Annotated in this window: 22 protein-coding genes and 1 tRNA gene; 6 read left to right on the forward strand and 17 right to left on the reverse strand. The window is 51.7% G+C overall.

Annotated features, from left to right (window positions below; all coding sequences use genetic code 11):
• Positions 1-36: 36 nt before the first annotated feature.
• Positions 37-2,565, reverse strand: coding sequence for a glucans biosynthesis glucosyltransferase MdoH (gene mdoH / locus KE671_RS06040; protein ID WP_206162160.1), 2,529 nt, complete (start codon positions 2,563-2,565; stop codon positions 37-39).
• Complete coding sequence (gene mdoG / locus KE671_RS06045; RefSeq protein ID WP_206162161.1) at positions 2,558-4,093, reverse strand: glucan biosynthesis protein G; 1,536 nt, start codon at positions 4,091-4,093, stop codon at positions 2,558-2,560. The genes mdoH and mdoG overlap by 8 nt, the downstream gene beginning before the upstream one ends.
• Positions 4,094-4,373: 280 nt before the next feature.
• Here mdoG and mdoC point away from each other — a divergent pair, with 280 nt between their 5' ends.
• On the forward strand, positions 4,374-5,534 hold the full coding sequence (gene mdoC, locus KE671_RS06050; RefSeq protein WP_206162162.1) for a glucans biosynthesis protein MdoC: 1,161 nt from the start codon (positions 4,374-4,376) through the stop codon (positions 5,532-5,534).
• Positions 5,535-5,548: 14 nt separating this feature from the next.
• Here mdoC and KE671_RS06055 read toward each other — a convergent pair whose 3' ends face one another.
• The 6 genes from KE671_RS06055 to csgB all read right to left on the reverse strand — a co-directional run bounded on the left by KE671_RS06055 (position 5,549) and on the right by csgB (position 9,410).
• Positions 5,549-7,030, reverse strand: a complete 1,482-nt coding sequence (locus tag KE671_RS06055) for a phospholipase D family protein (protein WP_206162163.1) — start codon at positions 7,028-7,030, stop codon at positions 5,549-5,551.
• Complete coding sequence (gene ymdB / locus KE671_RS06060) at positions 6,972-7,505, reverse strand: O-acetyl-ADP-ribose deacetylase (RefSeq protein ID WP_206162164.1); 534 nt, start codon at positions 7,503-7,505, stop codon at positions 6,972-6,974. Before ymdB ends, KE671_RS06055 begins: the two co-directional genes overlap by 59 nt.
• Before the next feature lie 89 nt (positions 7,506-7,594).
• On the reverse strand, positions 7,595-7,918 hold the full coding sequence (locus tag KE671_RS06065; protein ID WP_206162165.1) for a type 1 fimbrial protein: 324 nt from the start codon (positions 7,916-7,918) through the stop codon (positions 7,595-7,597).
• Between the two features lie 147 nt (positions 7,919-8,065).
• A complete protein-coding gene (gene csgC / locus KE671_RS06070) occupies positions 8,066-8,398 on the reverse strand; it encodes a curli assembly chaperone CsgC (protein ID WP_206162166.1) in 333 nt (110 codons plus the stop codon).
• 60 nt (positions 8,399-8,458) lie between these two features.
• Complete coding sequence (gene csgA / locus KE671_RS06075; RefSeq protein WP_206162167.1) at positions 8,459-8,914, reverse strand: curli major subunit CsgA; 456 nt, start codon at positions 8,912-8,914, stop codon at positions 8,459-8,461.
• A 40-nt stretch (positions 8,915-8,954) separates the two neighbouring features.
• Complete coding sequence (gene csgB, locus KE671_RS06080) at positions 8,955-9,410, reverse strand: curli minor subunit CsgB (RefSeq protein WP_206162168.1); 456 nt, start codon at positions 9,408-9,410, stop codon at positions 8,955-8,957.
• 762 nt (positions 9,411-10,172) lie between these two features.
• Here csgB and csgD point away from each other — a divergent pair.
• The 4 genes from csgD to csgG are packed head-to-tail and all read left to right on the forward strand — an operon-like array spanning position 10,173 to position 12,519.
• Positions 10,173-10,823, forward strand: coding sequence for a biofilm master transcriptional regulator CsgD (gene csgD, locus KE671_RS06085; protein WP_206162169.1), 651 nt, complete (start codon positions 10,173-10,175; stop codon positions 10,821-10,823).
• Between the two features lie 4 nt (positions 10,824-10,827).
• Complete coding sequence (gene csgE / locus KE671_RS06090) at positions 10,828-11,217, forward strand: curli production assembly/transport protein CsgE (protein WP_206162170.1); 390 nt, start codon at positions 10,828-10,830, stop codon at positions 11,215-11,217.
• Between the two features lie 26 nt (positions 11,218-11,243).
• Positions 11,244-11,660 (forward strand): curli production assembly/transport protein CsgF, encoded by a 417-nt coding sequence (csgF, locus tag KE671_RS06095; protein ID WP_206162171.1) that lies wholly within the window; start codon positions 11,244-11,246, stop codon positions 11,658-11,660.
• A 25-nt stretch (positions 11,661-11,685) separates the two neighbouring features.
• A complete protein-coding gene (gene csgG, locus KE671_RS06100) occupies positions 11,686-12,519 on the forward strand; it encodes a curli production assembly/transport protein CsgG (RefSeq protein ID WP_206162172.1) in 834 nt (277 codons plus the stop codon).
• A gap of 32 nt (positions 12,520-12,551) precedes the next feature.
• On the opposite strand, the gene KE671_RS06105 is transcribed toward csgG, so the two are convergent.
• The 4 genes from KE671_RS06105 to ghrA form a co-directional block, all read right to left on the reverse strand.
• Positions 12,552-13,043, reverse strand: a complete 492-nt coding sequence (locus KE671_RS06105; RefSeq protein WP_206162173.1) for a DUF1097 domain-containing protein — start codon at positions 13,041-13,043, stop codon at positions 12,552-12,554.
• 100 nt (positions 13,044-13,143) lie between these two features.
• Complete coding sequence (locus tag KE671_RS06110) at positions 13,144-13,698, reverse strand: TorD/DmsD family molecular chaperone (RefSeq protein ID WP_206162174.1); 555 nt, start codon at positions 13,696-13,698, stop codon at positions 13,144-13,146.
• Positions 13,699-13,721: 23 nt separating this feature from the next.
• Positions 13,722-14,459: a phosphatase gene (locus tag KE671_RS06115; protein ID WP_206162175.1), complete on the reverse strand. Its 738-nt coding sequence runs from the start codon at positions 14,457-14,459 to the stop codon at positions 13,722-13,724.
• Between the two features lie 86 nt (positions 14,460-14,545).
• Positions 14,546-15,484 carry a glyoxylate/hydroxypyruvate reductase GhrA gene (ghrA, locus tag KE671_RS06120; RefSeq protein ID WP_206162176.1) on the reverse strand — a complete coding sequence of 313 codons (939 nt, stop codon included), beginning with the start codon at positions 15,482-15,484 and terminating at the stop codon, positions 14,546-14,548.
• 235 nt (positions 15,485-15,719) lie between these two features.
• Here ghrA and KE671_RS06125 point away from each other — a divergent pair.
• Positions 15,720-15,807: transfer RNA gene (locus KE671_RS06125), tRNA-Ser, on the forward strand.
• Between the two features lie 486 nt (positions 15,808-16,293).
• Here the strand turns inward: KE671_RS06125 and phoH are convergent.
• From phoH to putP, 5 genes are all read right to left on the reverse strand, one after another.
• Complete coding sequence (gene phoH / locus KE671_RS06130; protein ID WP_206162177.1) at positions 16,294-17,082, reverse strand: phosphate starvation-inducible protein PhoH; 789 nt, start codon at positions 17,080-17,082, stop codon at positions 16,294-16,296.
• Between the two features lie 519 nt (positions 17,083-17,601).
• Complete coding sequence (gene efeB, locus KE671_RS06135) at positions 17,602-18,885, reverse strand: iron uptake transporter deferrochelatase/peroxidase subunit (protein ID WP_206162178.1); 1,284 nt, start codon at positions 18,883-18,885, stop codon at positions 17,602-17,604.
• A gap of 5 nt (positions 18,886-18,890) precedes the next feature.
• Positions 18,891-20,018 carry an iron uptake system protein EfeO gene (gene efeO / locus KE671_RS06140; RefSeq protein ID WP_206162179.1) on the reverse strand — a complete coding sequence of 376 codons (1,128 nt, stop codon included), beginning with the start codon at positions 20,016-20,018 and terminating at the stop codon, positions 18,891-18,893.
• 54 nt (positions 20,019-20,072) lie between these two features.
• Positions 20,073-20,906, reverse strand: coding sequence for an iron uptake transporter permease EfeU (gene efeU, locus KE671_RS06145; protein ID WP_206162180.1), 834 nt, complete (start codon positions 20,904-20,906; stop codon positions 20,073-20,075).
• Between the two features lie 222 nt (positions 20,907-21,128).
• The gene (gene putP, locus KE671_RS06150; RefSeq protein WP_206162181.1) at positions 21,129-22,637 is read right to left on the reverse strand and encodes a sodium/proline symporter PutP; all 1,509 of its coding nucleotides are present in this window, start codon (positions 22,635-22,637) and stop codon (positions 21,129-21,131) included.
• Positions 22,638-22,916 lie beyond the last annotated feature (279 nt).

The raw sequence follows: 22,916 nt of genomic DNA on the forward strand, positions 1-22,916 counted from the left end.
GGCCGGTATTTTTCAGATGATTACGCCGGATGGCGCTTACGGCGTCTTCAGCGTCTGTGGGTTCAGGGTAATCCCCTGATAGTAGCTCACCCACGATGAATACTTCTCTGGCGAATTCCAGACACGATAGTGCAAACGCGCCATCGTCACCGGATCGCTCAGCAGTACCAGACGGCGGTCGCGATTCAGTTTTTCCGGGGTTTCGTTCAGCGCCTGCTCAACGTGACGATCGCGGGCAATCTCCAGCACATGGCTTGCACGGTGACGTGCCGTCGCCATCGCGGTAGCCAGCGCGTTAAACGATGGGTTAAACACTGCATGCATAAAGCCGTCGTTAAGCGAGCGGTTACGGTTCATCACCAGATACTTGTCGGTATCCACCAGCACCTGCGGCGGTGAATACTCTTCCGGGATCAGGAACAGTTTCCAGCGTTTAGTGCGCAAACCGACCGTTGAACGGCTGGAGATCACCGAGACAAACGGTGACAGGATCAGCGAGAAGACAATCGGTGCCAGCCAGAACAGGAAACGTAGATCCAGCCACGCCATACCGACAGCCCACACCAGACCCAGCAACAGCTGCGAACCATGGCGCATAAACGCTTCGCCCCACGGCGTAGAGTCATCATCACGCTGTGGCGAATTCCACACCACTTCCCAGCCGAGAAAAGCGCTCACGACGAAGACGGTGTGGAACAACATGCGCACCGGCGCCAGCAGCACGGAGAACAACACCTCCAGCAGCAGCGACAGCGTCACGCGGAGAAAACCCCCGTACTCTTTGGTGCCTTTACACCAGATGAGCAGAATACTCAGCAGCTTCGGCAGGAACAGTAGCACCATCGTCGAAGCAAACAGAGCTATTGCCAGTTCCGGACGCCACTGCGGCCAGACCGGGAACAACTGACGCGGTTGCAGGAAGTATTGCGGCTCGGTGAGCGCGTGTACTACCTGTAGCGCGGTCGATAACGCGAGGAACATAAACCACAATGGCGCGGAGAGATAGGACATCACCCCGGTCAGGAACACGGCACGGTGAACCGGGTGCATCCCTTTTACAAGGAACAGACGGAAGTTCATCAGGTTGCCATGACACCAGCGACGGTCACGCTTTAGTTCGTCCAGCAGGTTCGGCGGCAGTTCTTCATAGGAACCCGGCAGATCGTAAGCAATCCACACGCCCCACCCGGCTCGACGCATCAACGCCGCTTCCACGAAATCGTGCGACAGGATAGAACCGGCAAAAGAACCTTCACCCGGCAGCGGTGCCAGCGCACAGTGCTCGATGAATGGTTTCACACGAATAATGGCGTTATGACCCCAATAGTGGGACTCACCCAACTGCCAGAAGTGCAAACCGGCGGTGAACAGCGGTCCGTATACGCGCGTTGCAAATTGCTGACAACGGGCATACAGCGTATCCATGCCCGACGCTTTCGGCGATGACTGAATGATCCCGGCATTGGGGTTCGCTTCCATCAAACGCACCAGTCCGCTCAGGCACTCACCGGTCATCACGGAATCTGCGTCCAGTACCACCATGTAGCTGTACTGGCTGCCCCAGCGACGGCAGAAGTCATCGATGTTACCACTTTTACGCTTCACACGGCGGCGGCGGCGGCGATAGAAAATCTGTCCTTCGCCCTGCACTTCGGCAATCAGCTCCATCCACGCCTTTTGTTCTGCAACGCAGATATCGGGGTTGTAGCTATCGCTTAGAATATAAACATCGAAATGCTCGCCGTTGCCGGTCGCTTTTACCGATTCCCATGTGGCGCGCAGACCCGCAAATACGCGATCAACGTCTTCGTTACAGATAGGCATAATCAGCGCGGTACGGTGCTGCGGATTCAGCGGTTCGTCACCGACCGTTGACGCCGAGATACTGTATTTATCGCGACCAATCAGCAGTTGCAGGAAGCCCATCAACGCAGTCCAGAACCCGGCCGAAACCCAGCAGAACAGCACCGCAAAGAGGATCAAAATACCGGTTTGCAGCATATACGGCAGCAGTTGCATGAAGGAGACCCACAGGTCCTGCCCGACCATATCCGCCGGATTGATCAGCGCCCAGCCCTGATAGGGCAGAATCGTCTTCATGTACCAGGTTGCAACCACGGTCTGTGCCAGCGTCAATAACAGCAGCGTATAGCGACGGAGGGTGCCAACGGTACGCCACTTCTGCTCACTTTCCTGTTCTTCTTTAGTCAGACGAGCCAGATAGCGCGGCGTGACGTCACGCCCACGCAGACGATCCCAGAAACGGCCAACCGGGTTGGTCCGCCAGGGATCGGGAAACATCGAAGAACGTTGGGCTTTTGGCATTGCCTGAAGCTGGTCGCGCCCTTCGTCATCTTTGATTAACTGCCCTTCGCTCAGCGAATCTGGCCAGGCTTGTTTGAGACGCGCTTTGACAGAACCCTGCGGTGAATCGTCTTCTCGCGAGTAACGGCGATGCTCGTCATCCAGCGCTTCATGCACCGCGCGGATGTCAGTTGTCGGCAATGCCGCTTTCTCGATCGCCGAGAGCGGCATGGCGTCAATGTACTCAGTTGTCTTATTCATTGGCAGGTAACTGGTAGCTCCAGGTTTCACTCAACGGCTGATCGGCATTGACCAGTGCCGCACGCATTTCAGTGGTTTTCTTCGCATCTTTCACTTTCACGCGCATCGTCATACGCCAACCTTTGATGATCGGGTTGTAACGTACCGTTGTTTCGACGATCTCGCCGTTGTCGCCAATGCTGGTTTGCGCAGTGACCGGGGTATCCTGCGGCAGTTTTTTCATGTCCGTGCCGGTGAAGTCCACCACGAAGGCGATCGTGCCGTCAGGCTGGCGAATGAGATTCGACTGTTTAACATCGCCGGTTGAACGACGCGTCTGCTGCACCCAGGCGTTATCCGGCGCATGAAGTTTGTCTTCATCGCGACTGAACGTGAGGGTGTATTTAAAGTTCATCTCTTTGCCAGGTTCAGGCAGTTGATCCGGAGTCCAGTAAGCAACGATGTTATCGTTGGTTTCGTCATTGGTCGGGATTTCAACCAGTTCTATCTTACCCTTGCCCCACTCGCCCTTCGGCGTGATCCAGGCGCTTGGGCGCAGATCATAACGGTCGTCGAGATCTTCAAAGCGAGAGAACTGACGGCCGCGCTGCAGCAGGCCAAACCCTTGCGGGTTTTCCATCGCAAAGCTGCTCACTGCGAGATGTTTGGGGTTATTCAGCGGACGCCAGATCCATTCACCGTTGCCGGCATGAATCGACAAACCGTTGGAGTCATGCAGTTCCGGACGGTAATTGGTCGCTGGTGAGGGCTGGTTCGGCCCATACAGGAACATACTGGTTAACGGCGCCACGCCCAGTTTACCGACCTTATCACGCAGATAGACTTTCGACTGCACGTCGACGACGGTGTCACGCCCTGGGATTATCACAAAGCGATAGGCCCCGGTCGCACGCGGAGAGTCCAGCAAGGCATAAATTGTCAGACGTTTGTCAGTCGGTTTTGGACGTTCAATCCAGAACTCACGGAAGCGGGGAAATTCTTCACCTGACGGCAGCGCGGTATCAATCGCCAGGCCACGCGCAGAAAGGCCATACACCTGACCGGCGCCCAGAACGCGGAAATAGCTCGCGCCAAGCATACTGACAATTTCATCATTTTTGTCTTTGCTGTTGATCGGGTACAACACTTTGAAACCCGCAAAGCCGAGATCTTTTACCGTGTCTTTATCATGCTGAACGTTGCCGAAGTTGAAGTAGTCCGGGCTGTATTTGATTCTTTTAACCGTGGTTGCCGTGACTTCATTGATTTTAACCGGCGTGTCGAAGTACATACCCTGGTGGTAGAATTCGAGCTTGAATGGGGTCTTAAGATTGCTCCAGTATGCTTTATCGCGATTAAACTGGATCTGCTGATAGTCCGCGTATTTCATGTCGCGGAAAACGGAGGGCAAGTTACTTTTTGGCGCCTCATAGCCTTTACCGGCTAAGGATTGAGCTTGCTTTGCTACATCATCGATGGAGAAGGCCCAGGCCGACGACGTGTACAGCGTTAACATGACTGCCGCACCCAACCAACGCATTTTCATCATTTGTGGTTTATGTTTCATAATTAGTAAGCACTTCCCCCTTTGTGTGCTTATATCGATCCGATCTATTTTAATGGATAATCAGGCATTAGGACAACTGAATCCCTGCATTGTTCAGCACGCTAACTCATGGCTTAGACACCTCGCCGGGCGCTTTTTCACTTTGCGTGCTTATCCTGGAGACAGGTCGTTGTACTTGGTGTAGGGTTGCCACCGACTGTAACTATTAATCGCCTTAGGGATAAGACGATTAGTCTGAGAATCTGAGAATACGAAAACCTCTATGAATCCCGTACCCGCACAGCGTGAATATTTTCTTGACTCCATCCGCGCCTGGCTGATGTTGTTGGGTATTCCCTTCCATATCTCATTGATCTATTCCGGCCATACCTGGCATGTGAACAGCGCCGAGCCCTCATGGTGGCTGACCCTGTTTAATGATTTTATCCATTCATTCCGGATGCAGGTCTTTTTCGTTATTTCCGGTTATTTTTCGTACATGTTATTTTTGCGTTATCCGCTGAAACGCTGGTGGAAAGTACGCGTTGAGCGCGTAGGCATTCCAATGCTTACTGCTATTCCGCTGCTGACGTTGCCGCAATTTATTATGCTGCAATACGTCAAGGGAAAAGCCGACAACTGGCATTCGCTCTCACTGTATGAAAAATACAATACGCTGGCATGGGAATTAATTTCTCATCTCTGGTTTTTACTGGTTCTGGTGGTATTAACAACGGTTAGTCTGTGGGTATTTAGCCGGATGCGGAAAAACCTGGAAAAAGCGGATAAAAAACGGCTGGCCGCCGTGTCGATGGGCAAACTGACGCTAATCTTTTTCTTACTGGGCATCGGTTATGCAGTGGTACGGCGGACGCTGTTCATTGTTTACCCTCCGATTCTCAGCGACGGCTTGTTTAATTTTGTGGTGATGCAAACGCTCTTTTATGTGCCTTTCTTTATGCTGGGCGCGTTGGCCTTCATCTCACCTGAACTAAAGGCACTTTTCACCACCCCTTCCCGGGGATGTACGCTGGCGGTAGCTTTCGCCTTCATCGCCTATTTACTGAATCAACGCTACGGCAGCGGCGATGCCTGGATGTACGAAACGGAATATGTCATCACCATGGTGCTCGGATTATGGATGGTTAATGTGGTGTTTTCACTCGGCCACCGTTTACTCAATTTCCAGTCAACCCGCGTCACCTACTTTGTTAATGCGTCGCTGTTTATCTATCTGGTACACCATCCGTTAACACTGTTTTTCGGCGCATATATTACGCCGCATATTACGTCGAATTTGTTGGGTTTTATCTGTGGACTGATCTTTGTCGTTGGCATCGCGCTGGTATTGTACGAAATTCATTTGCGCATTCCGCTGCTCAAATTTCTGTTCTCCGGTAAACCGCCGGTCAGACAGGAACAAAACAAAAAAGTGACCGGCTAATGCCTGCAGCCACGTTAGAGCAGCCACTCGACAGGCAATAGCGTCGCCAGTCGCACCAGAACCCGCTTCCAGAATCCTGTGGCGGGTTCTTTTTTTAACACCAGCTCTTCATCCTGTAGCCGATCCACCCAGTTGATTCGTCCCCAGCGGTCGAGACGTAATTGCCAGGCCGCATCGTGTTGACTCTCGATGAACCGCTTATGGATAAGCGTCGCCAGCGTTTCGCTTTCAATCACGAAGCCCATTTCCGTGTTCAGCAGCGTGGAACGGGGATCAAAATTCAATGAACCAATAAACACCTTACGCCCGTCAATACTGAACGTTTTAGCATGCAAACTGGAGCCGGAATTCCCCGTAAGCCCCCTGTCGTGCAGTACCACCTGACGTTCACGTGTCGGTTTCAGTTCATAAAGTTCGACACCGTAACGTAGTAGTTTTTTACGCCAGCGCGCGTAACCAGCATGCACCACCGCGACATCGTTGGCGGCTAATGAGTTGGTGAGGATCGCAATTTTGACCCCTTTACGTACCAGTTTTAGCAACTGCGCGACGCCTGCGCGAGTCGGGACAAAATAAGCAGAGATAATGTCAATCCGCTCCGTCGGCGATCCCATCACATCAAACAGTCGTTGTGGCAGTAAAGAGTGGCGCTGCGCTTTCCCCTCACCTTTCAAGGGATCATCACTTAATAGCCGGGTCTTCGCCCAGATAAGGGGCAGCGTTCCGCGATCGAGATGGGTCATAAACGGGCTGGTCTCCAGCTTATGCTGGTATCGACGGGTGATGGGGTCGTTATACCACGCCTCGGGTAACTCAATGCGATCGCTGATCTCTTGCTCAGAAAGCGCCAGTACCGATTTCAACGTCGAGACCGACGCACAATGCCAGTAGCGTTCGAAATCCTCTGCGACCTCCCTGACGACAGGTCCGATAGCCATCACGTCCAGATCGGAAAACAGCGGCTCCTCACCCGCACCGAAATAGGCATCGCCAATGTTTCGCCCACCCACCAGGGTGACAACACCGTCTACGGTATAGCTTTTGTTATGCATCCGTCGATTGAGCCTGGCAAAATCGGTCAGATACCCCAGCATCCGTAACATGCGAAAAGAGAACGGATTAAACAGGCGAACGTCAATGTTGGGATGGGCATCAAGCAGTTGCAGGGTGTCATCCAGCCCTGGCGTATTATTGTCATCAAGCAACAAACGCACATGGACGCCACGTTTTGCCGCCGCCAGCAGGACGGAGAACAGCAGTCGCCCGGACATATCGTCTTCCCAAATGTAGTACTGAACATCCAGCGTGCGCTCCGCCATTTCCGCCAGCCGGTAGCGGGCGGCAAAGGCGTCCAGACTATTATCAAGCGCAAGGATACCGCACTCGCCGGGGTGATTATCGCACAGAGGACGCGTGGCGCGGGCAAGCCGGGTCAGCTCATTCATCGCCTTGTTGGGTAAGTAAACGCTGGTAGAGTCGTGCTGTTTCGTCGTCATAACAGACAAAGTATATCTGCTCAGGCAAAGCGCGGCGGGTAATAAATTCCGAAACGGTTTTTAGCGCAATTTCAGCGGCTGCTGCTCGTGGATATCCATAGACCCCAGTGCTGATAGCCGGAAATGCGATGGATGTATAGCCATTGGCCAGCGCGAGATTCAGGCTATTAACGTACGCATCCTGTAGCAGTTGCGCTTCATTATGCTCACCGCCACGCCAGACAGGACCGACGGTATGAATGACCGCTTTGGCGGGAAGGTTGCCGGCAAGGGTAATCACCGCATGCCCCGTTGGGCACTCGCCCTGCTGCTGCCTGACCTTCATGCAGGCTTCCAGTAATGCGGGCCCCGCAGCGCGATGGATTGCCCCATCAACACCGCCGCCCCCCATCAGTGAGGAGTTGGCGGCATTGACGATGACATCAACCGCAACAGTGGTGATATCCCCCTGGATAACATGAATACGCGATTCCATAGAACCTCCTTGCGACACTCTATTTTGTAAGTGTACAGCAGGGGATACCCTGAAATCGTTTTTTTCGTGAGTTTGTCTGACCAGCCCACTCAGCGGTAATCGATACTCATCACTGCCAATGTTTTCTGTTCATTGAGGTAGCGCAGGTTGACCGCGGCGATCTGTGTAAAGTGCTGTGGTGCTTTAAGCATCTCTTGTGGCGAATAATAGCGTGTCTGCGTACGCCCTTCTTTATAGCACGACATTGCAAGGCGCTGCTGCACCCGACTCACCTCGCAGGGAGGTTCCACGATTTGACCGGAAAAATGAATAACCCCACCCTGTCCTCCCGCATCCGCCATTGCGGTGAAAGAATGCAGGGCAAGAAAAGCGAGCAGCGGAAGGCTTGTTTTACGCGTGACAGGTAACGGCATGATACTTTCCTCAATGAGTATTCATCCTTGAGGGGGTGATGTTTTCCCTGATGGCGACAAGGCCCGGGAGTCACGCATTCCGCGTCACTCTATTCATAGTTCAGCCGCCTCGCGTCTGCCAGCATCAGCGCATAAATTGTCAGCCTGCTATGACGGTTTCGCAGAGGGTGGCCACTGTTGTGATAAATGCAGCGACTGGCCATCAGAAACCGTAACCACGATTTTGACGGTGTCTTGTGCAGAGATATTTAAACTGAGTCTGGTCAAATCAATGGCCTGATTAGCAGGCAGAGAAAGGGTCTTTTTCTGTCGTGACTGACTTTGTCCCGCCACGCCTTCACGAAGGGCTAAAATCTGTACCTGGCACACACAGGGTTGTGTCAGGGTGACCTGCGGCGTAATCGTGTAAATATCACCTTGCTGGGTTGTTGCAAACGTTATCTGATTAGAGAGCGCCGCAAGGAGTAATAAGGTGTTCATGATCTCCTCCCGAAAAAAAACAGGGCTTTCGCCCTGTTTATCGTCAGCACATAAACTGAATTAGTACTGATTAGCAGTGGCGTTGTTGCCAAAACCCACTTGTTTAACCAGAACACTGGAATCAGAAGCCGTCTGGTTAACCAGGGCGGCGTTACGTCCGCCGTATTGACTCACAGTAATATCCGAATTTTTGCCGTTCCACTGATCGATGGTGGCGTTGTTTTTGAAGCCTTTCTGAGTCAGATCAATGGTGCTGTTATCTGAACCCTGGCCAACATCGGCGCCGTTACCATAGCCGTGCTGAGTGATTGTAGTGTCTGATTTACGAGCGTCGCTTTGCAGCGCCAGTGCGGCGTTATTGGTCCCGAACTGATAGATACTCAGCGTCGATTCCGGGCCGGAGCTGCTTCCGCCACCACCGCCACCGCCGCCGCCGCCCCATTGTGGAACAGAACCAGCCAGAGCACTGCCAGAAACCACGATTGCTGCAAATGCTGCCACTTGTAAAAGTTTCATGGTAAACCCCCATCGGATTGATTTAAGCGTCGTCAATGGATTAGCGTTGAATAACGCGAATTGCCATTTGCGACTGTCTCTGCACTACAACTGCTGTTTTTTGCGTACCATACTGAGTAATATTTGCTTTATTTCCAGAACCTTTCTGGATAATCATCGCAGTATTACCGTAATTACTTTGTGATATACTGGCATCATTGGAATTACCCGACTGCGCAATATACGCAAAGTTATAAGCTCCTGATTGGTCAACTTTGGCCCGGTTACTTCCACCTTCTTGTGAAACCACCGACAAAAGTTTAGAGCCTTCCTGGCGTATCTTTGCACTATTATTCGTGCCCACTTGACCAATAATGGCTGCCTGATTAAATGAAGACTTACTTAATTCATTTACCGCAAAGTTATATTCCGAATGTGCTAAGTCATAACTTGTTGCGGAAGCAATTCCAGGCGCACCCAGTACTGTAAACATCATAAATAACAATTTGTTTTTCATGTTGTCACCCTGGACCTGGTCGTACATTGAGAAAATAACGTTCTCATCAATTTCGTTGTTAACGCCAAACGTAATTTGTTAACGCTGCGTTACGATGAAGAGTATGTCTGTGGAAACATTTTAAATAACTCACCCGGCAGTGGTATTTTTATATTTTCGCTCACACCAAAGTACTAATCAGGGCAGAAATACCCTGTTATTTACGCTTATTTTATTTTCTCCGCATTTACTGGTGATGCATTTGCGCACCGTCAGTCAGCAGGCTGTAAAGTGGACTTTCCAGGCCATGTTGTACAACTGGAGTAGAGAGAGAAGAGCAAGTCGTGACAAGCATCATTTTTTTCGTCATAAAAATGAGCCATCCCAACAGATGTCATAACTCAGCAATTTTTTGGACTATCAAGCACCTGAGTTGTTTTCACTTTATCCTTATAATTCATCTAATTAATATAATTTGTATGATTTTTTAAATCTATGCAATAACGGTTAGATGTACAACTTTACTATCAAATCTAAACTTAAAAAATGCCTTAAGATAATAAATTAATATATATTTTTACATCTTGTTACATGTTTAACACTTGCTTTAAGATTTGTAATGACTAGATTGAAATCAGTTGTAGTTCATTTGTATTAATATTTTGACCCGTTCGGGCTGATTCTTATTTACTACACACAGCAGTGCAACATCTGTCAGTACTTCTGGTGCCTCATTTTTAAAGGCAGCAGTCAGATGTGCGACTAAAAAAGTGGGGTTTCATCATGTTTAATGAAGTCCATAGTATTCATGGTCATACATTATTGTTGATCACCAAACCATCCCTGCAAGCCACGGCATTATTGCAGCATTTAAAACAATCTCTGGCCCTCACCGGAAAACTGCATAATATTCAGCGTTCTCTGGATGATATCTCCGCCGGTTGCATTGTTTTAGTCGACATGATGGAAGCGGATAAAAAGCTTATCCATTACTGGCAAGATAACTTAAGTCGGAAAAACAATAATTTAAAAACGCTATTATTGAACACGCCTGATGATTATCCCTACCGGGATATTGAAAACTGGCCTCATATCAATGGCGTTTTTTACGTCGCAGATGACGAAGAGCATGTCGTAAACGGTTTGCAGGGGATCCTGCGAGGAGAATGCTACTTCTCACAGAAACTGGCCAGTTATCTGATCACTCACTCAGGTAATTACCGTTACAACAGCACAGAGTCGGCCCTCCTGACTCATCGTGAAAAAGAGATCCTCAATAAGCTGCGTATCGGTGCCTCGAATATCGAGATCGCCCGCTCACTGTTTATCAGTGAAAATACGGTCAAGACGCATCTTTATAATCTTTTCAAAAAGATAGCTGTCAAAAATCGTACCCAGGCGGTTTCGTGGGCAAATGATAACCTCAGGCGATAAAGCCATGAAACGCTATTTGACCTGGCTTGCAGCGGCACAGTTTCTGCTCGCTGCCAGCGCGACGCAGGCTGTAGAAGTAGAAGTTCCTGGACTCTTAACTGACCACACGGTTTCGTCTATCGGTCACGATTTTTATCGTGCTTTTAGCGACAAATGGGAAAGTGATTATCCAGGTAATTTAACCATCAATGAGCGACCGAGTGCACGTTGGGGAAGTTGGATCACCATAACGGTTAATCAGGACGTTATTTTCCAGACTTTTTTATTTCCAACGAAAAGAGACTTCGAAAAAACAGTTGTCTTCGCACTGGCGCAAACCGAGGACGCTTTAAACCGTCGGCAAATAGATCAAACGCTATTGAGCACCGGCGATTTAACGCATGACGAATTCTAAAGACTGATTTTTGTCCGGAGGCTGTAATGCGTGTCAAACATGCAGTAGTTGTACTCATGCTTATTTCGCCATTAAGTTGGGCCGGAAATATGACCTTCCAGTTCCGTAATCCCAACTTTGGTGGAAACCCCAATAACGGTTCTTTTTTACTGAATAGCGCTCAGGCGCAGAACTCTTATAAAGATCCAAGTTATGACGACGATTACGGAATTGAAACTCCCTCCGCGTTGGATAACTTCACTCAGGCCATTCAGTCACAAATATTAGGTGGCCTGTTGACCAATATTAACACGGGGAAACCCGGCAGGATGGTGACCAATGATTTCATTGTCGATATTGCCAACCGGGATGGTCAGTTGCAGCTAAATGTCACGGACAGGAAAACGGGAAAAACATCGACCATCGAAGTGTCGGGTTTACAGACAGATTCAACCGGTTTCTAAGCACCGCAACATAAGGACAATTATCATGCAGCGCTTACTTGTACTCGTCGCCGTCATTTTACTGAGCGGATGCTTAACCGCCCCGCCAAAAGAAGCCGCTAAACCGACATTAATGCCCCGTGCGCAAAGTTATAAGGATTTAACGCATTTACCGGCGCCAACGGGCAAAATTTTTGTCTCGGTGTATAACATTCAGGATGAAACCGGGCAGTTTAAACCCTACCCGGCCAGTAACTTCTCGACTGCCGTCCCGCAAAGCGCCACCGCGATGCTGGTCACGGCGCTGAAAGATTCGCGCTGGTTTGTACCGTTGGAGCGCCAGGGACTACAAAACCTGCTGAATGAACGTAAGATCATTCGCGCCGCCCAGGAGAACGGGACTGTCGCCATCAATAACCGGATCCCACTACAGTCATTGACAGCGGCAAACATCATGGTTGAAGGGTCGATTATCGGTTACGAAAGTAACGTGAAATCCGGTGGCGTTGGCGCACGTTACTTCGGTATTGGCGCCGATACGCAGTATCAGCTTGACCAGATCGCAGTAAACCTGCGCGTAGTCAACGTCAGCACCGGTGAGATCCTCTCCTCGGTCAACACCAGTAAAACCATTCTGTCTTATGAAGTGCAGGCAGGGGTGTTCCGCTTTATCGATTACCAGAGACTGCTGGAAGGTGAAATTGGCTACACCTCCAATGAACCGGTGATGTTATGCCTGATGTCCGCCATTGAGACAGGCGTCATCTTCCTCATCAACGATGGTATCGATCGCGGACTGTGGGATTTGCAGAATAAAGCCGATCGCCAGAACGACATTCTGGTGAAATACCGCCATATGTCGGTGCCGCCAGAATCCTGATGGCAATGAGCAAAAAAAGCGTGAGGGTTTCCTCACGCTTTTTTATTTTCCGCAACGGTTCGCGTACTTTGTCTTTCTCGCCGGGCCGCCAGCCACAGGCCACTGTTTTTCATGGCATAGCCAAAGAGCAAACCGACCGCCAGTGAAGGCAGGACCAGCTTCCAGTCGCCCTGGCCGGCAAATGTGGCACAGGCACCAATAAACGTGCCCGGCACAAATGACAGTAAGACTTGCTTTGCCTGAATACACATCAGGAAGGCCACAATGCCGGTGATCACATAACCCACCAGTTCCAGATGCGGCGTCAACGCGCTACCGTACATAATGACCAACGCCCATACCACGCCACTCAACAGCGTGGAGGCCGAAATGACCAACCCCTTTAACCCACCCTGCGGACAGGCAAAATAGGCCGTACAGCCTAAAAACCCTGCCCAGCTCAGTAAGCCAAGAGACACAGCCACCCATCCCCAGATACCAGAGAGAATGCCCGTTGTGATTGCAATGGAAAGAAGTATGTTCATGTCGCGCATGATAGCAGAAAACAACAACATGAATGAGATCGCGCACACAATTTATGCAATGACTAATTTATGTTGCATCACAAAGTGATTTACATCACATTTATGCGTCAGTTTCTTCTTCCAGCTCGTCCCACATCGCGCCAATCGCATCGCGTGTTAACGGCGCCATCGTCCGCCAGAAAGGAGTGGTGGCGTGCGCTTCCACTTTTCCAAGGAAGGTGTCGCACCACGGAAGAATGTAGTCCGCGAACAGGGTTTCCAGCGCCTCGCTTTCATCTTCCGCAGACTGATCTTCCAGCCAGGAAGCAGCCAGTAGCAATGTACCAATATGATCAGCAGGCGTTTCGGCAAGTGGCATTCCGCGCGCTGAAAGGAAGGACCGCACCTCTGATTCTGTCGCCCCATCCACCCACGCGCTGCGATACGGTGGCACCGCGCACTCCGCGCCGACAAACAACGCATTGTAATCTGCCGCCAGCTGCGACATGTCGCAGCTTTTCTGCAGACGCGCTAACAGCTCATCCTGCTCAAGCGGCCAGCTCGCCGGAAGTTTACCTTCGCGAATCAGGGTAAAAAGCGGAACCAGTAAAGGATCCTGCGGTTGACGGTAATACAACGATCCCAGTACGCGGCACAGGATAGAAAACTCGTTCATCAAAATATTCCAGCTCGTGGTGGTTAAAGTTCAGCAAATTCAGGAATCGGCGCCATTCCGCGTGATTCCAGGAAATTGAGTAATCGTTTCGGGGTCACGTTCAAAATACGATCTTCCGGGAAATTCACCTCTTCGATAATTTTCAGACATTCGCTGAAGTCGCCCATCGTAAAAGCGGTATGAGAATCCGAGCCCAATGCCACCCAACCGCCAGCATCACGCACTGCCGCCGCCACCGCGCGACAGTTTGCTTCACTGCCTTTGCGTGAGTGAAGGAAGGAAGAGTTGTTAATTTCCAGTGCAACGTTGTATTTCGCTGCAGCCTGGGCAATCGCTGTGATATCAACAGGATATTTCGGATTCCCAGGGTGGCTGATGATATGCACGACACCGCTCGCCATGGTGGCGATCATCGCCTGCGTATTGGTGGCTTCATCGTGAGGAGCGAAAACCGGTTCATGGAAGCCTGCAATGATCAGATCCAGTGAGGTGAGCATCGGGCCGGTACAGTCAATTTCACCTTCGATGTTTTTGATGTTTGCTTCAATGCCTCTCAGGATCCCTACCCCATCCACAACGCGTGGCCAGATACGCATATTAATGAAATGCCAGTGGTGTGGAGCATCCGCCATGTCCGGGCCGTGATCGGTAATTGCGAACAGTTTCAGTCCCTGGCGCTTCGCCTGGGCGATGTAATCGCTCAGGGTACTATAGGCATGAGTACTGGCGACGGTATGCATATGCAGGTCAACGGGATACATGTTTCTCTCCTGTGGTCATTTTTCGACAAGGATAGCAGGAATCGCCCGCGTTTATTAGTCGAAACCCGGCAGATGCCGGGTATACCTTAGTAGCCGCGCTGACGGTCAACCTGCCCGCTCACCGCTTCGCCATTTTCCAGATGTGAAATGGTGCGGGAAATATAGGCAACGGCTTCAGCAGGACGCGTGACTGCCGCAATGTGCGGCGTCATCGCCACGCGCGGATGCTTCCACAGCGGACTATCCGCGGGCAGCGGTTCACGGCTGAAGACATCCAGCATCGCCCCTTTGATTTTTTTACGATCTAACGCGGCCAGTAGATCATCTTCATTAACATGCACGCCACGCGCGAGATTCAGCAGATACGCACCATCCTGCAGTTGTTCAAGTAGTTTGCCATTGATAATGCCAACTGTTTCCGCTGTATTAGGCAGCAGGTTTATCAGCACGCGGGTCTGGCTAAGGAATGCGCTCAACTCTTCAGCTCCGGCAAAACTCTCAACCCCCGGCCAGCTTTTACGACTGCGACTCCAGCAGCGCAACGGGAAACCCCAGGCTTGCAGACTTTCAGCCACTTTTGCTCCCAGCACGCCAGCGCCCATAATCCCCACGGTAAACGTCTCGCGTGTATATTCCGGCAGCGGTCGCCATTGGCTCTCATTTTTAAGCGCCTGATAATCATCAAAGCGACGGAACCAGTGCAGCACCTGACTAACTGCGTATTCCTGCATCTGCAAGCCCATACCAGTATCTTCTAGGCGAAAGAGAGGAATAGCGGGGTCCAGCATCGTGGGATGGGCTTTCAGTTTGCTCAGGATCGAATCCACTCCGGCGCCGAGCGCAAACACCGCTTTAAGTTTACGACCTTCCAGCATTTCTACTGGTGGATGCCAGACCAGCGCATACTCTGCCGGATCGTTATCGCCCGGCTTCCACTCCCGGACTCTGGCGCCAGGAATCGCCTTTTCCAGTGCAGCGATCCACCAGGGGGTATCAAACGTCGGGTGATAAAAAATGATATCCATATTGACTCCTGCGGGTTGTTGTGCGGAATTTTTCGCACTTATTATCATCGTTTTCAAAGGGATCATCAGCATAGCAAATTCGCTGGCGCTGGCAAAAAAAGCAGTTTCCGCCTAATTAACCTACAGGTTGCTTGAAGTTTGTCTAAACGCACGATTTTTTTGGAAAAGTTGATTGACGCAGGCGGCGTATTTCCCTAAATTAGCGCCCGTTCCAGTTATTGAGGAACGACAATATGGTGAGGTGTCCGAGTGGCTGAAGGAGCACGCCTGGAAAGTGTGTATACGGCAACGTATCGGGGGTTCGAATCCCCCCCTCACCGCCATATTTGAAGAAGAGCTCGTACGCAAGTACGGGCTTTTTTTTCGCATGTTGCACCCCCAGGGGGAGATGAGAATACCCGACCGGGGTTCGACAACGGGCGCAGCCCGTTGGACAGTCCGCGAACACCGTGAGCGGGCTGCCCGTCAGGGCGAGCGAAGCGAGTCAATCCCCCCCTCACCGCCATATTTGAAGAAGAGCTCGTACGCAAGTACGGGCTTTTTTTTCGCATGTTGCACCCCCAGGGGGRGATGAGAACACCCGACCGGGGTTCGACAACGGGCGCAGCCCGTTGGACAGTCCGCGAACACCGTGAGCGGGCTGCCCGTCAGGGCGAGCGAAGCGAGTCAATCCCCCCCTCACCGCCATATTTGAAGAAGAGCTCGTACGCAGGTGCGGGCTTTTTTTCGCATGTTGCCCTCCCAGGGGGGGATGATCTCTCCTCAAAAAAACAAAGCCCGGTTTTCCCGGGCTCTGAACGCATTTCCGTCTAGCTGTACGCATTCAGCGTTCGTTGGCAGAGCGCCGAGCGAACGCAATCCTCTTTGTTGAAGCGAACAATCCCTATCATCTCATCTTCATTAAAGCGGGCCAGCGCATCACTTAGCCCTGACTGAACATGGGAGGGTAAATCGCACTGAGTGATATCCCCGTTCACGATAACCGTCACATTCTCCCCGAGGCGCGTTAAAAACATTTTCATTTGCGCAGCAGTGACGTTCTGAGCCTCGTCGAGAATGACCACTGCATTTTCAAATGTACGTCCGCGCATATAGGCGAACGGCGCGATTTCCACCTTACCGATTTCAGGTCGCAGGCAATATTGCATAAAGGATGCCCCGAGTCGTTTAACCAGCACGTCATAAACCGGCCGGAAATAGGGAGCAAACTTCTCCGATACATCTCCAGGTAAGAAGCCGAGATCTTCATCAGCCTGCAGAACTGGACGGGTGACAATGATCCTGTCTACATCTTTATGTATCAGGGCCTCTGCTGCTTTTGCCGCACTGATCCAGGTTTTACCACACCCGGCTTCGCCCGTAGCGAAAATCAGTTGTTTACTCTCGATAGCATTCAGGTAGTGCGATTGAGCCTCGTTGCGCGCCATGATTGGCGTGGTATCGCGACTGTCGCGCGCCATGCCAATCGCTTCTACGCCACTCATCTGCACAAGCGAGGTGACCGACTCTTCTTCACGCTGTTTATGACTGCGTGAGTCCCGTCTCAGCACACGTTTTGCTTCACGACGAGCTTTGATCACTGCTTTTTGTCTTCCCATGGATAGCACCTTGAGTTGTTGGTATTCATCACACGCGCCGTTGGCAGCGCGATTATGCGCACGAACATCTGCGGGTTGGCTTCCTTGTAAGCCATTGCTTGCCTTTCGAATAGACGCCACACACGGCTACGCGCACCGAATATGGCGTCAGTAACACGAATAAGAGGGGAAAGTGAGCGAAATTTAGCGGTGACGAGGTGGCTACCGGAGGAGAGACTTCCGCGTAATGGGCTGCAAAAACTGTCAGAAACGTGTCCACGAGAGGACTTTACCATTCGCGATCTCCATAGTGAATAATCATCACAGCCGGGAACTACCGCTATTACGTATAATTACATCAGAACTTAGCAATAACGCAACATTATTTTTACCTGACGTTAACTAAGCTCTTGTTTTCTGCTGGCAACAGTCTCTTACGGAGATATTACAAAATTATTTCAAAAAACGGATCATATAAAAAAAGAATATTTTCAGCAGCGTGAGACACAGCATACCCCGCCCGCAGACGGGGTATCACCGTCAGGCTTCAAGCAGAGACTGGCCCAAATAACGATCGGCCTGCATGATTCCCGGTAGCGCGAAGAAATAGCCGCCGCCAATAGGCTTCACGTACTCTTCCAGCGCCTCACCATTCAACCGCTTTTGCACGGTCAGAAATCCTTTTTCCAGGTCATGCTGATAGCAGACAAACAGCAATCCCATATCAAGCTGTCCGGATGGCGTCACGCCAAGGGAGTAGCTATAGCCGCGGCGCATCATCAGGCTCGACTGCGTCTGCGCCGTGCGTGGATTCGCCAGACGAATGTGGCTGTCCAGCGCAATAACATTACCCTCCGGGTCGCTGGCGTAATCCGGCACGTCATGTTCGTGCTGCATCCCCAGCGGTGCACCGGTGCGCTTATCGCGACCAAAAATGGTTTGCTGCTCTTTGAGCGGCGTGCGGTCCCAGAATTCGACGCGAAACTGAATCAGACGCACGGCCTGATAAGACCCGCCGGTGGCCCACGCCGGCTCCCCCTGATCCGCCGTCACCCATACCACGTCCTGCATCAGCTTCGCATCGCGGCTGTCCGGATTCGCCGTGCCGTCTTTAAAGCCAAGCAAATTGACTGGAGTCTCTTTACCCTTACTACGCGCCGCATGGTCGGATATAAACCCTTCTCGCTTCCAGCGAACGCTCAGTAAATCCGGCGTATGCTTGATGATATCGCGCAGGGCATGGATCACCGTGTCCTGGGTGTTGGCGCAAATCTGCAGCAACACATCGCCATGGCATAACGCTGCGTCCAGCGAATCATTCGGGAAGCGAGTCATTTTCTGCAACGTTTTCGGCATCTGCGCCTTTAAGCCATAACGCTCATCGAACAGCGAATGCCCCACCGATAGCGTCATGGTCAGATTATCCGGCGCAATGAAGGGGCCGAGGATCCCGGAGTCCATTGGCGGTAAGCGCGGGTTCGGCGTTTCCGGTGCCGGGCCGCCGGTAGTCAGGAAAGCAATACGTTTCGTCAGCAGGCGAAACAATCGTTCGAGCTCACCTTTATCAGCCGCCAGAACGTCAAAGGCCACCAGCATCATTGAAGCCTGCTGCGGCGTCAGGATACCCGCCTGATGGGGGCCGTAAAATGGCTGTGTCTCGCTGCGGGCATCCGGTGACAAGGTTCCCGGCGCGCTTTGCGGCTTTTGCGCATGGGCGACCGGACAACCGCCAACCAGTGCCAGCGCGCCGCCGAGTGCGCCCATTCCTTTCAACAAACGTCGGCGTGACGGTTCGCTCACGCCGTTTTTATCATCATGCTGCATGGTGCTTAATCCAGACCCAGTACACCGCGTAATTGCGCGAGATCTTCCGCCAGCGTCGTAATCGGGCCTTTCAGCGCATTGCGGTCCGCATCGGTCAGTTTATCGTAAGTTTCAAAACCGTCTTTGGTGCGATATTTCGCGAGGATGGCATCCACCTTTTTGAAGTTTGCATCCACCTTCGCCAGCAACTCTGCATTGGATTTCTGCAGTTGCGGACGCAGCAGGTTGACGATCTTCTGTGCGCCATCAACGTTTGCCTGGAAATCCCACAGATCGGTGTGACTGTAGCGATCTTCCTCGCCGCTGATTTTACTGGCCGCCACTTCTTCAATCAGACCTGCAGCGCCGCCAACCACTTTTGACGGTGGAAATGCCAGTTCACTGATGCGTTTTTGCAGCTCGAGAACATCGGTATTCAGCTGATCGGCATATTTCTCCATCCCTTTGGTCGAGTTATCGCCAAACAGCGCTTTTTCCAAACGGTGGAAGCCGGTAAATTTTGGGTCGGCGGCTTTTTGTTCGTAGTCGTCTTCACGCGCATCAATGCTGCCGTCGAGATCGGAGAACAGTTCAGCAATAGGCTCGATACGCTCATAGTGCTGACGGGTTGGCGCATACAGTGACTTCGCTTTCTCCAGGTCGCCCGCTTTAATAGCATTGGTGAAGGCTTTAGTTCCCGCAACCAGTTGCGCGGTCTCTTCGGTCACATAGGCTTTATAGTCGGTGATGGCACCACCCAGACTCAGTAAAGCATCACTCTGCGCCGCATCGGTCGTCGCGCTGCCTTTAACAATCAGCTTCCCTTTCGGGTTAGTCAGCAGGCCACATGTCATGTCATATTCGCCCGGTTGCAGATTGGCAGTCATTTTCTGGCTGAACCCAGGCGCGATATTTTCGCGCTCTTCCACCACCATCACGCCCTTCAGAATCTCCCATTCCAGCGCTTTCTGGCTATGGTTTTGAATAATAAACTGGGTTTTCCCGGCATTAACCGTGATGCTCATCGGCTCACATTGTTTATCCGTAACCGTGACGTTAACCTGCGGGATATCCGCAGCATGGGCAGTAAAAGCAGAAGCAAACAGCGCAGCCATGCCAAGCTGCAGCGCACTACGGCGAAAATGATTCTTCATGACCATCCCTTTAAAAGTATGTTGTAACTACATAAGAGTTTGCGTCGCGAACCGTCAAGGCGCTGCGCGGGACGCGGTTGTGCCTGTGCGCGGCGGCAATGCAAACACCACCAGCGCCGGTATCAGGTAAATAAACCAGACCGCAACCTCACTAACGCTCGGTGCTTCCTGGTAGCCAAAAATGCCTTCCATCAGGGTGCCAAACAGCGAGTGCGTCGAAAGGATGGCGCTCATATCAAATGCCACGTCCTGGAAGTAGTTCCATAATCCGGCTTCATGGAAAGCCCTAATCGCGCCAGCCGCAAGACCGGCCGCCACCAGCAGAATGAACAGGCTGGTCCACTTGAAGAAGGCCCCCAGATTCAGGCGAATACCGCCCCAGTAGAGTAAGAAGCCGAGCACAACTGCCGCCGCCAGTCCCAGCATGGCGCCAACCGGCGGCCAGATCCCGACGTCCTGTTGGAAAGCAGCCAGCAGGAAAAAGACGGATTCCAGCCCTTCGCGCGCCACGGCGAAAAAGACCATCATGATCAGCGCCCAGCCGTGGTGATTACCGCGCTGCAATGCGCTATCGACCGCCTGCTCCAGTTGGACTTTAACGTTGCGCGAAACCTTACGCATCCAGAACACCATCCAGGTGAGGATCACTACGGCAATCACCGCGACAATGCCTTCGAACAGTTCCTGCTCCTTTTGCGGAAACTCGCCGGTCGTTTCGTTAATAAAGATCCCCAGCCCGAGGCAAAGCGCCGCAGCCAGAAATACACCAATCCACATCACGCCAATCCAACGGCCTCGTTGGGTGCGCTTCAGATAACTGGCAATCAGGCTGACAATCAGCGCGGCTTCCAGCCCTTCACGCAACATAATTAGAAACGGAACAAACATCCCAGACACCCTTAAACGTTATTCTTGGTCAACTGATGCAAAGAAAGGTAAATTACAGTGATAGTGATTATCATTACGGCAAAAGAAAACTCAAGCAGAATGTAATGATAATGATGTCAGAATGTAAACACTTAGCGGGATAATGGTTATAGCAGGAAGCTATCGCTGAAATGACAAAAAAGCCCGCATAAAGCGGGCCAGATTACTCAGTGAATGGAGGCGTTAGCCTTCCTGTAAGCGCGACGGTGGTGCGGAATGATAGTGCGCGTCCGCCTCAGCGAAACGTTTGAGCATCGCAGACGATGGCGCTTTACCCAACAGACTGAAGACGACGATACCCACGCTGCCGAAGATAAAGCCTGGAATGATTTCGTACAGATCCAGCCAGCCAAAATGTTTCCAGACGATGACCGTCAGCGCTCCGATAATCATCCCGGCCAACGCGCCGTTGCGGGTCATGCGCGACCACATCACCGAGAACAACACCACCGGACCAAACGCGGCTCCGAAACCTGCCCAGGCGTAGCTCACCAGACCCAGTACCCGGTTCTCCGGGTTCGCTGCAAGGGCGATAGCCACCAGCGCGACCACCAGCACCATAATGCGCCCTACCCACACCAGCTCCTGCTGACTGGCGCCTTTACGCAGGAACGCTTTGTACAGATCCTCGGTAATGGCGCTGGAACACACCAGCAACTGACAGCTCAGCGTTGACATCACCGCGGCGAGAATCGCAGACAGCAGGATACCGGCAATCCATGGGTTAAACAGAATTTGCGCCAGTTCGATGAACACACGCTCCGCGTTCTGATTTACCGAGCCCGCCAGCGCCGGATTGTTGTTGAAGTAAGCAATGCCGAAGAAACCAACCGCAACCGCACCCGCCAGACAGAGGATCATCCACGTCATACTGATACGGCGGGCATGAACGATACTGTGGTGGGAATCGGCCGCCATAAAACGCGCCAGTATGTGCGGTTGGCCGAAATAACCCAGGCCCCAGCCCATCAGTGAAATGATAGCGACGAAATTCAGCCCTTTGAGCATATCAACGTTCTCAATGCTCTTCTGTTTGATGACTTCCAGCGAATCACCAAAACCTCCGACGCTGATAATGACGATCACCGGTGTCAGGATCAGTGCAAAAATCATCAGACTGGCCTGGACAGTATCCGTCCAGCTTACCGCGAGGAATCCGCCAATAAAGGTATAGATAATGGTGGCTGCCGCCCCCGCCCACAGTGCGGTTTCATAGCTCATGCCAAAGGTGCTTTCAAACAGACGCGCCCCCGCCACGATGCCAGATGCACAGTAGATTGTGAAAAACAGTAAAATCACCAGCGCGGAAATAATGCGCAGGATCCGGCTTTTGTCTTCAAAGCGCCCGGTAAAATAATCCGGCAGCGTCAGGGCGTTATTATTGTGCTCGGTATGGACGCGAAGGCGTCCGGCCACCAGCTTCCAGTTGATCCACGCCCCTAACGTCAGGCCGATGGCAATCCAGCTCTCTGATATCCCGGAAATGAAAATTGCGCCCGGTAAGCCCATCAGCAACCAGCCGCTCATATCCGATGCGCCCGCGGACAGCGCCGTAACGAAAGGCCCAAGGCTACGGCCTCCCAGAATATAATCATCAAAGTTCTTGGTTGAACGCCAGGCGATAAAACCAATTAATATCATGCCAAAAATGTAGACACAGAACGTCACCAGCATCGGTGTGCTAATTGCCATAAACTCTCCAGACTCTTCTGTTTTATTGCCCTGCCGGAACGTGGCAAAGCATCTTGTATTTCCCAGGCGACCGTATCCTGCCGGAAGCGTGAGTTATTCACAATCGATTTAACACACCATTTACATCAAATTTGGCTACTGATGAAGACTAATTTCCGCCAGGTTGCACTCCCTCACACTTTTTCAGGTTGCACCTTTTAAAAGTGTTAAGTGTCGCAGAGAAAAAGATAGCGCCTTTGTTTTTCTTAACGTCATACATCTTTCTTTTATTAACATTTC

This window comes from Citrobacter amalonaticus (genome assembly GCF_018252635.1).
GTDB lineage: Bacteria > Pseudomonadota > Gammaproteobacteria > Enterobacterales > Enterobacteriaceae > Citrobacter_A > Citrobacter_A amalonaticus_E.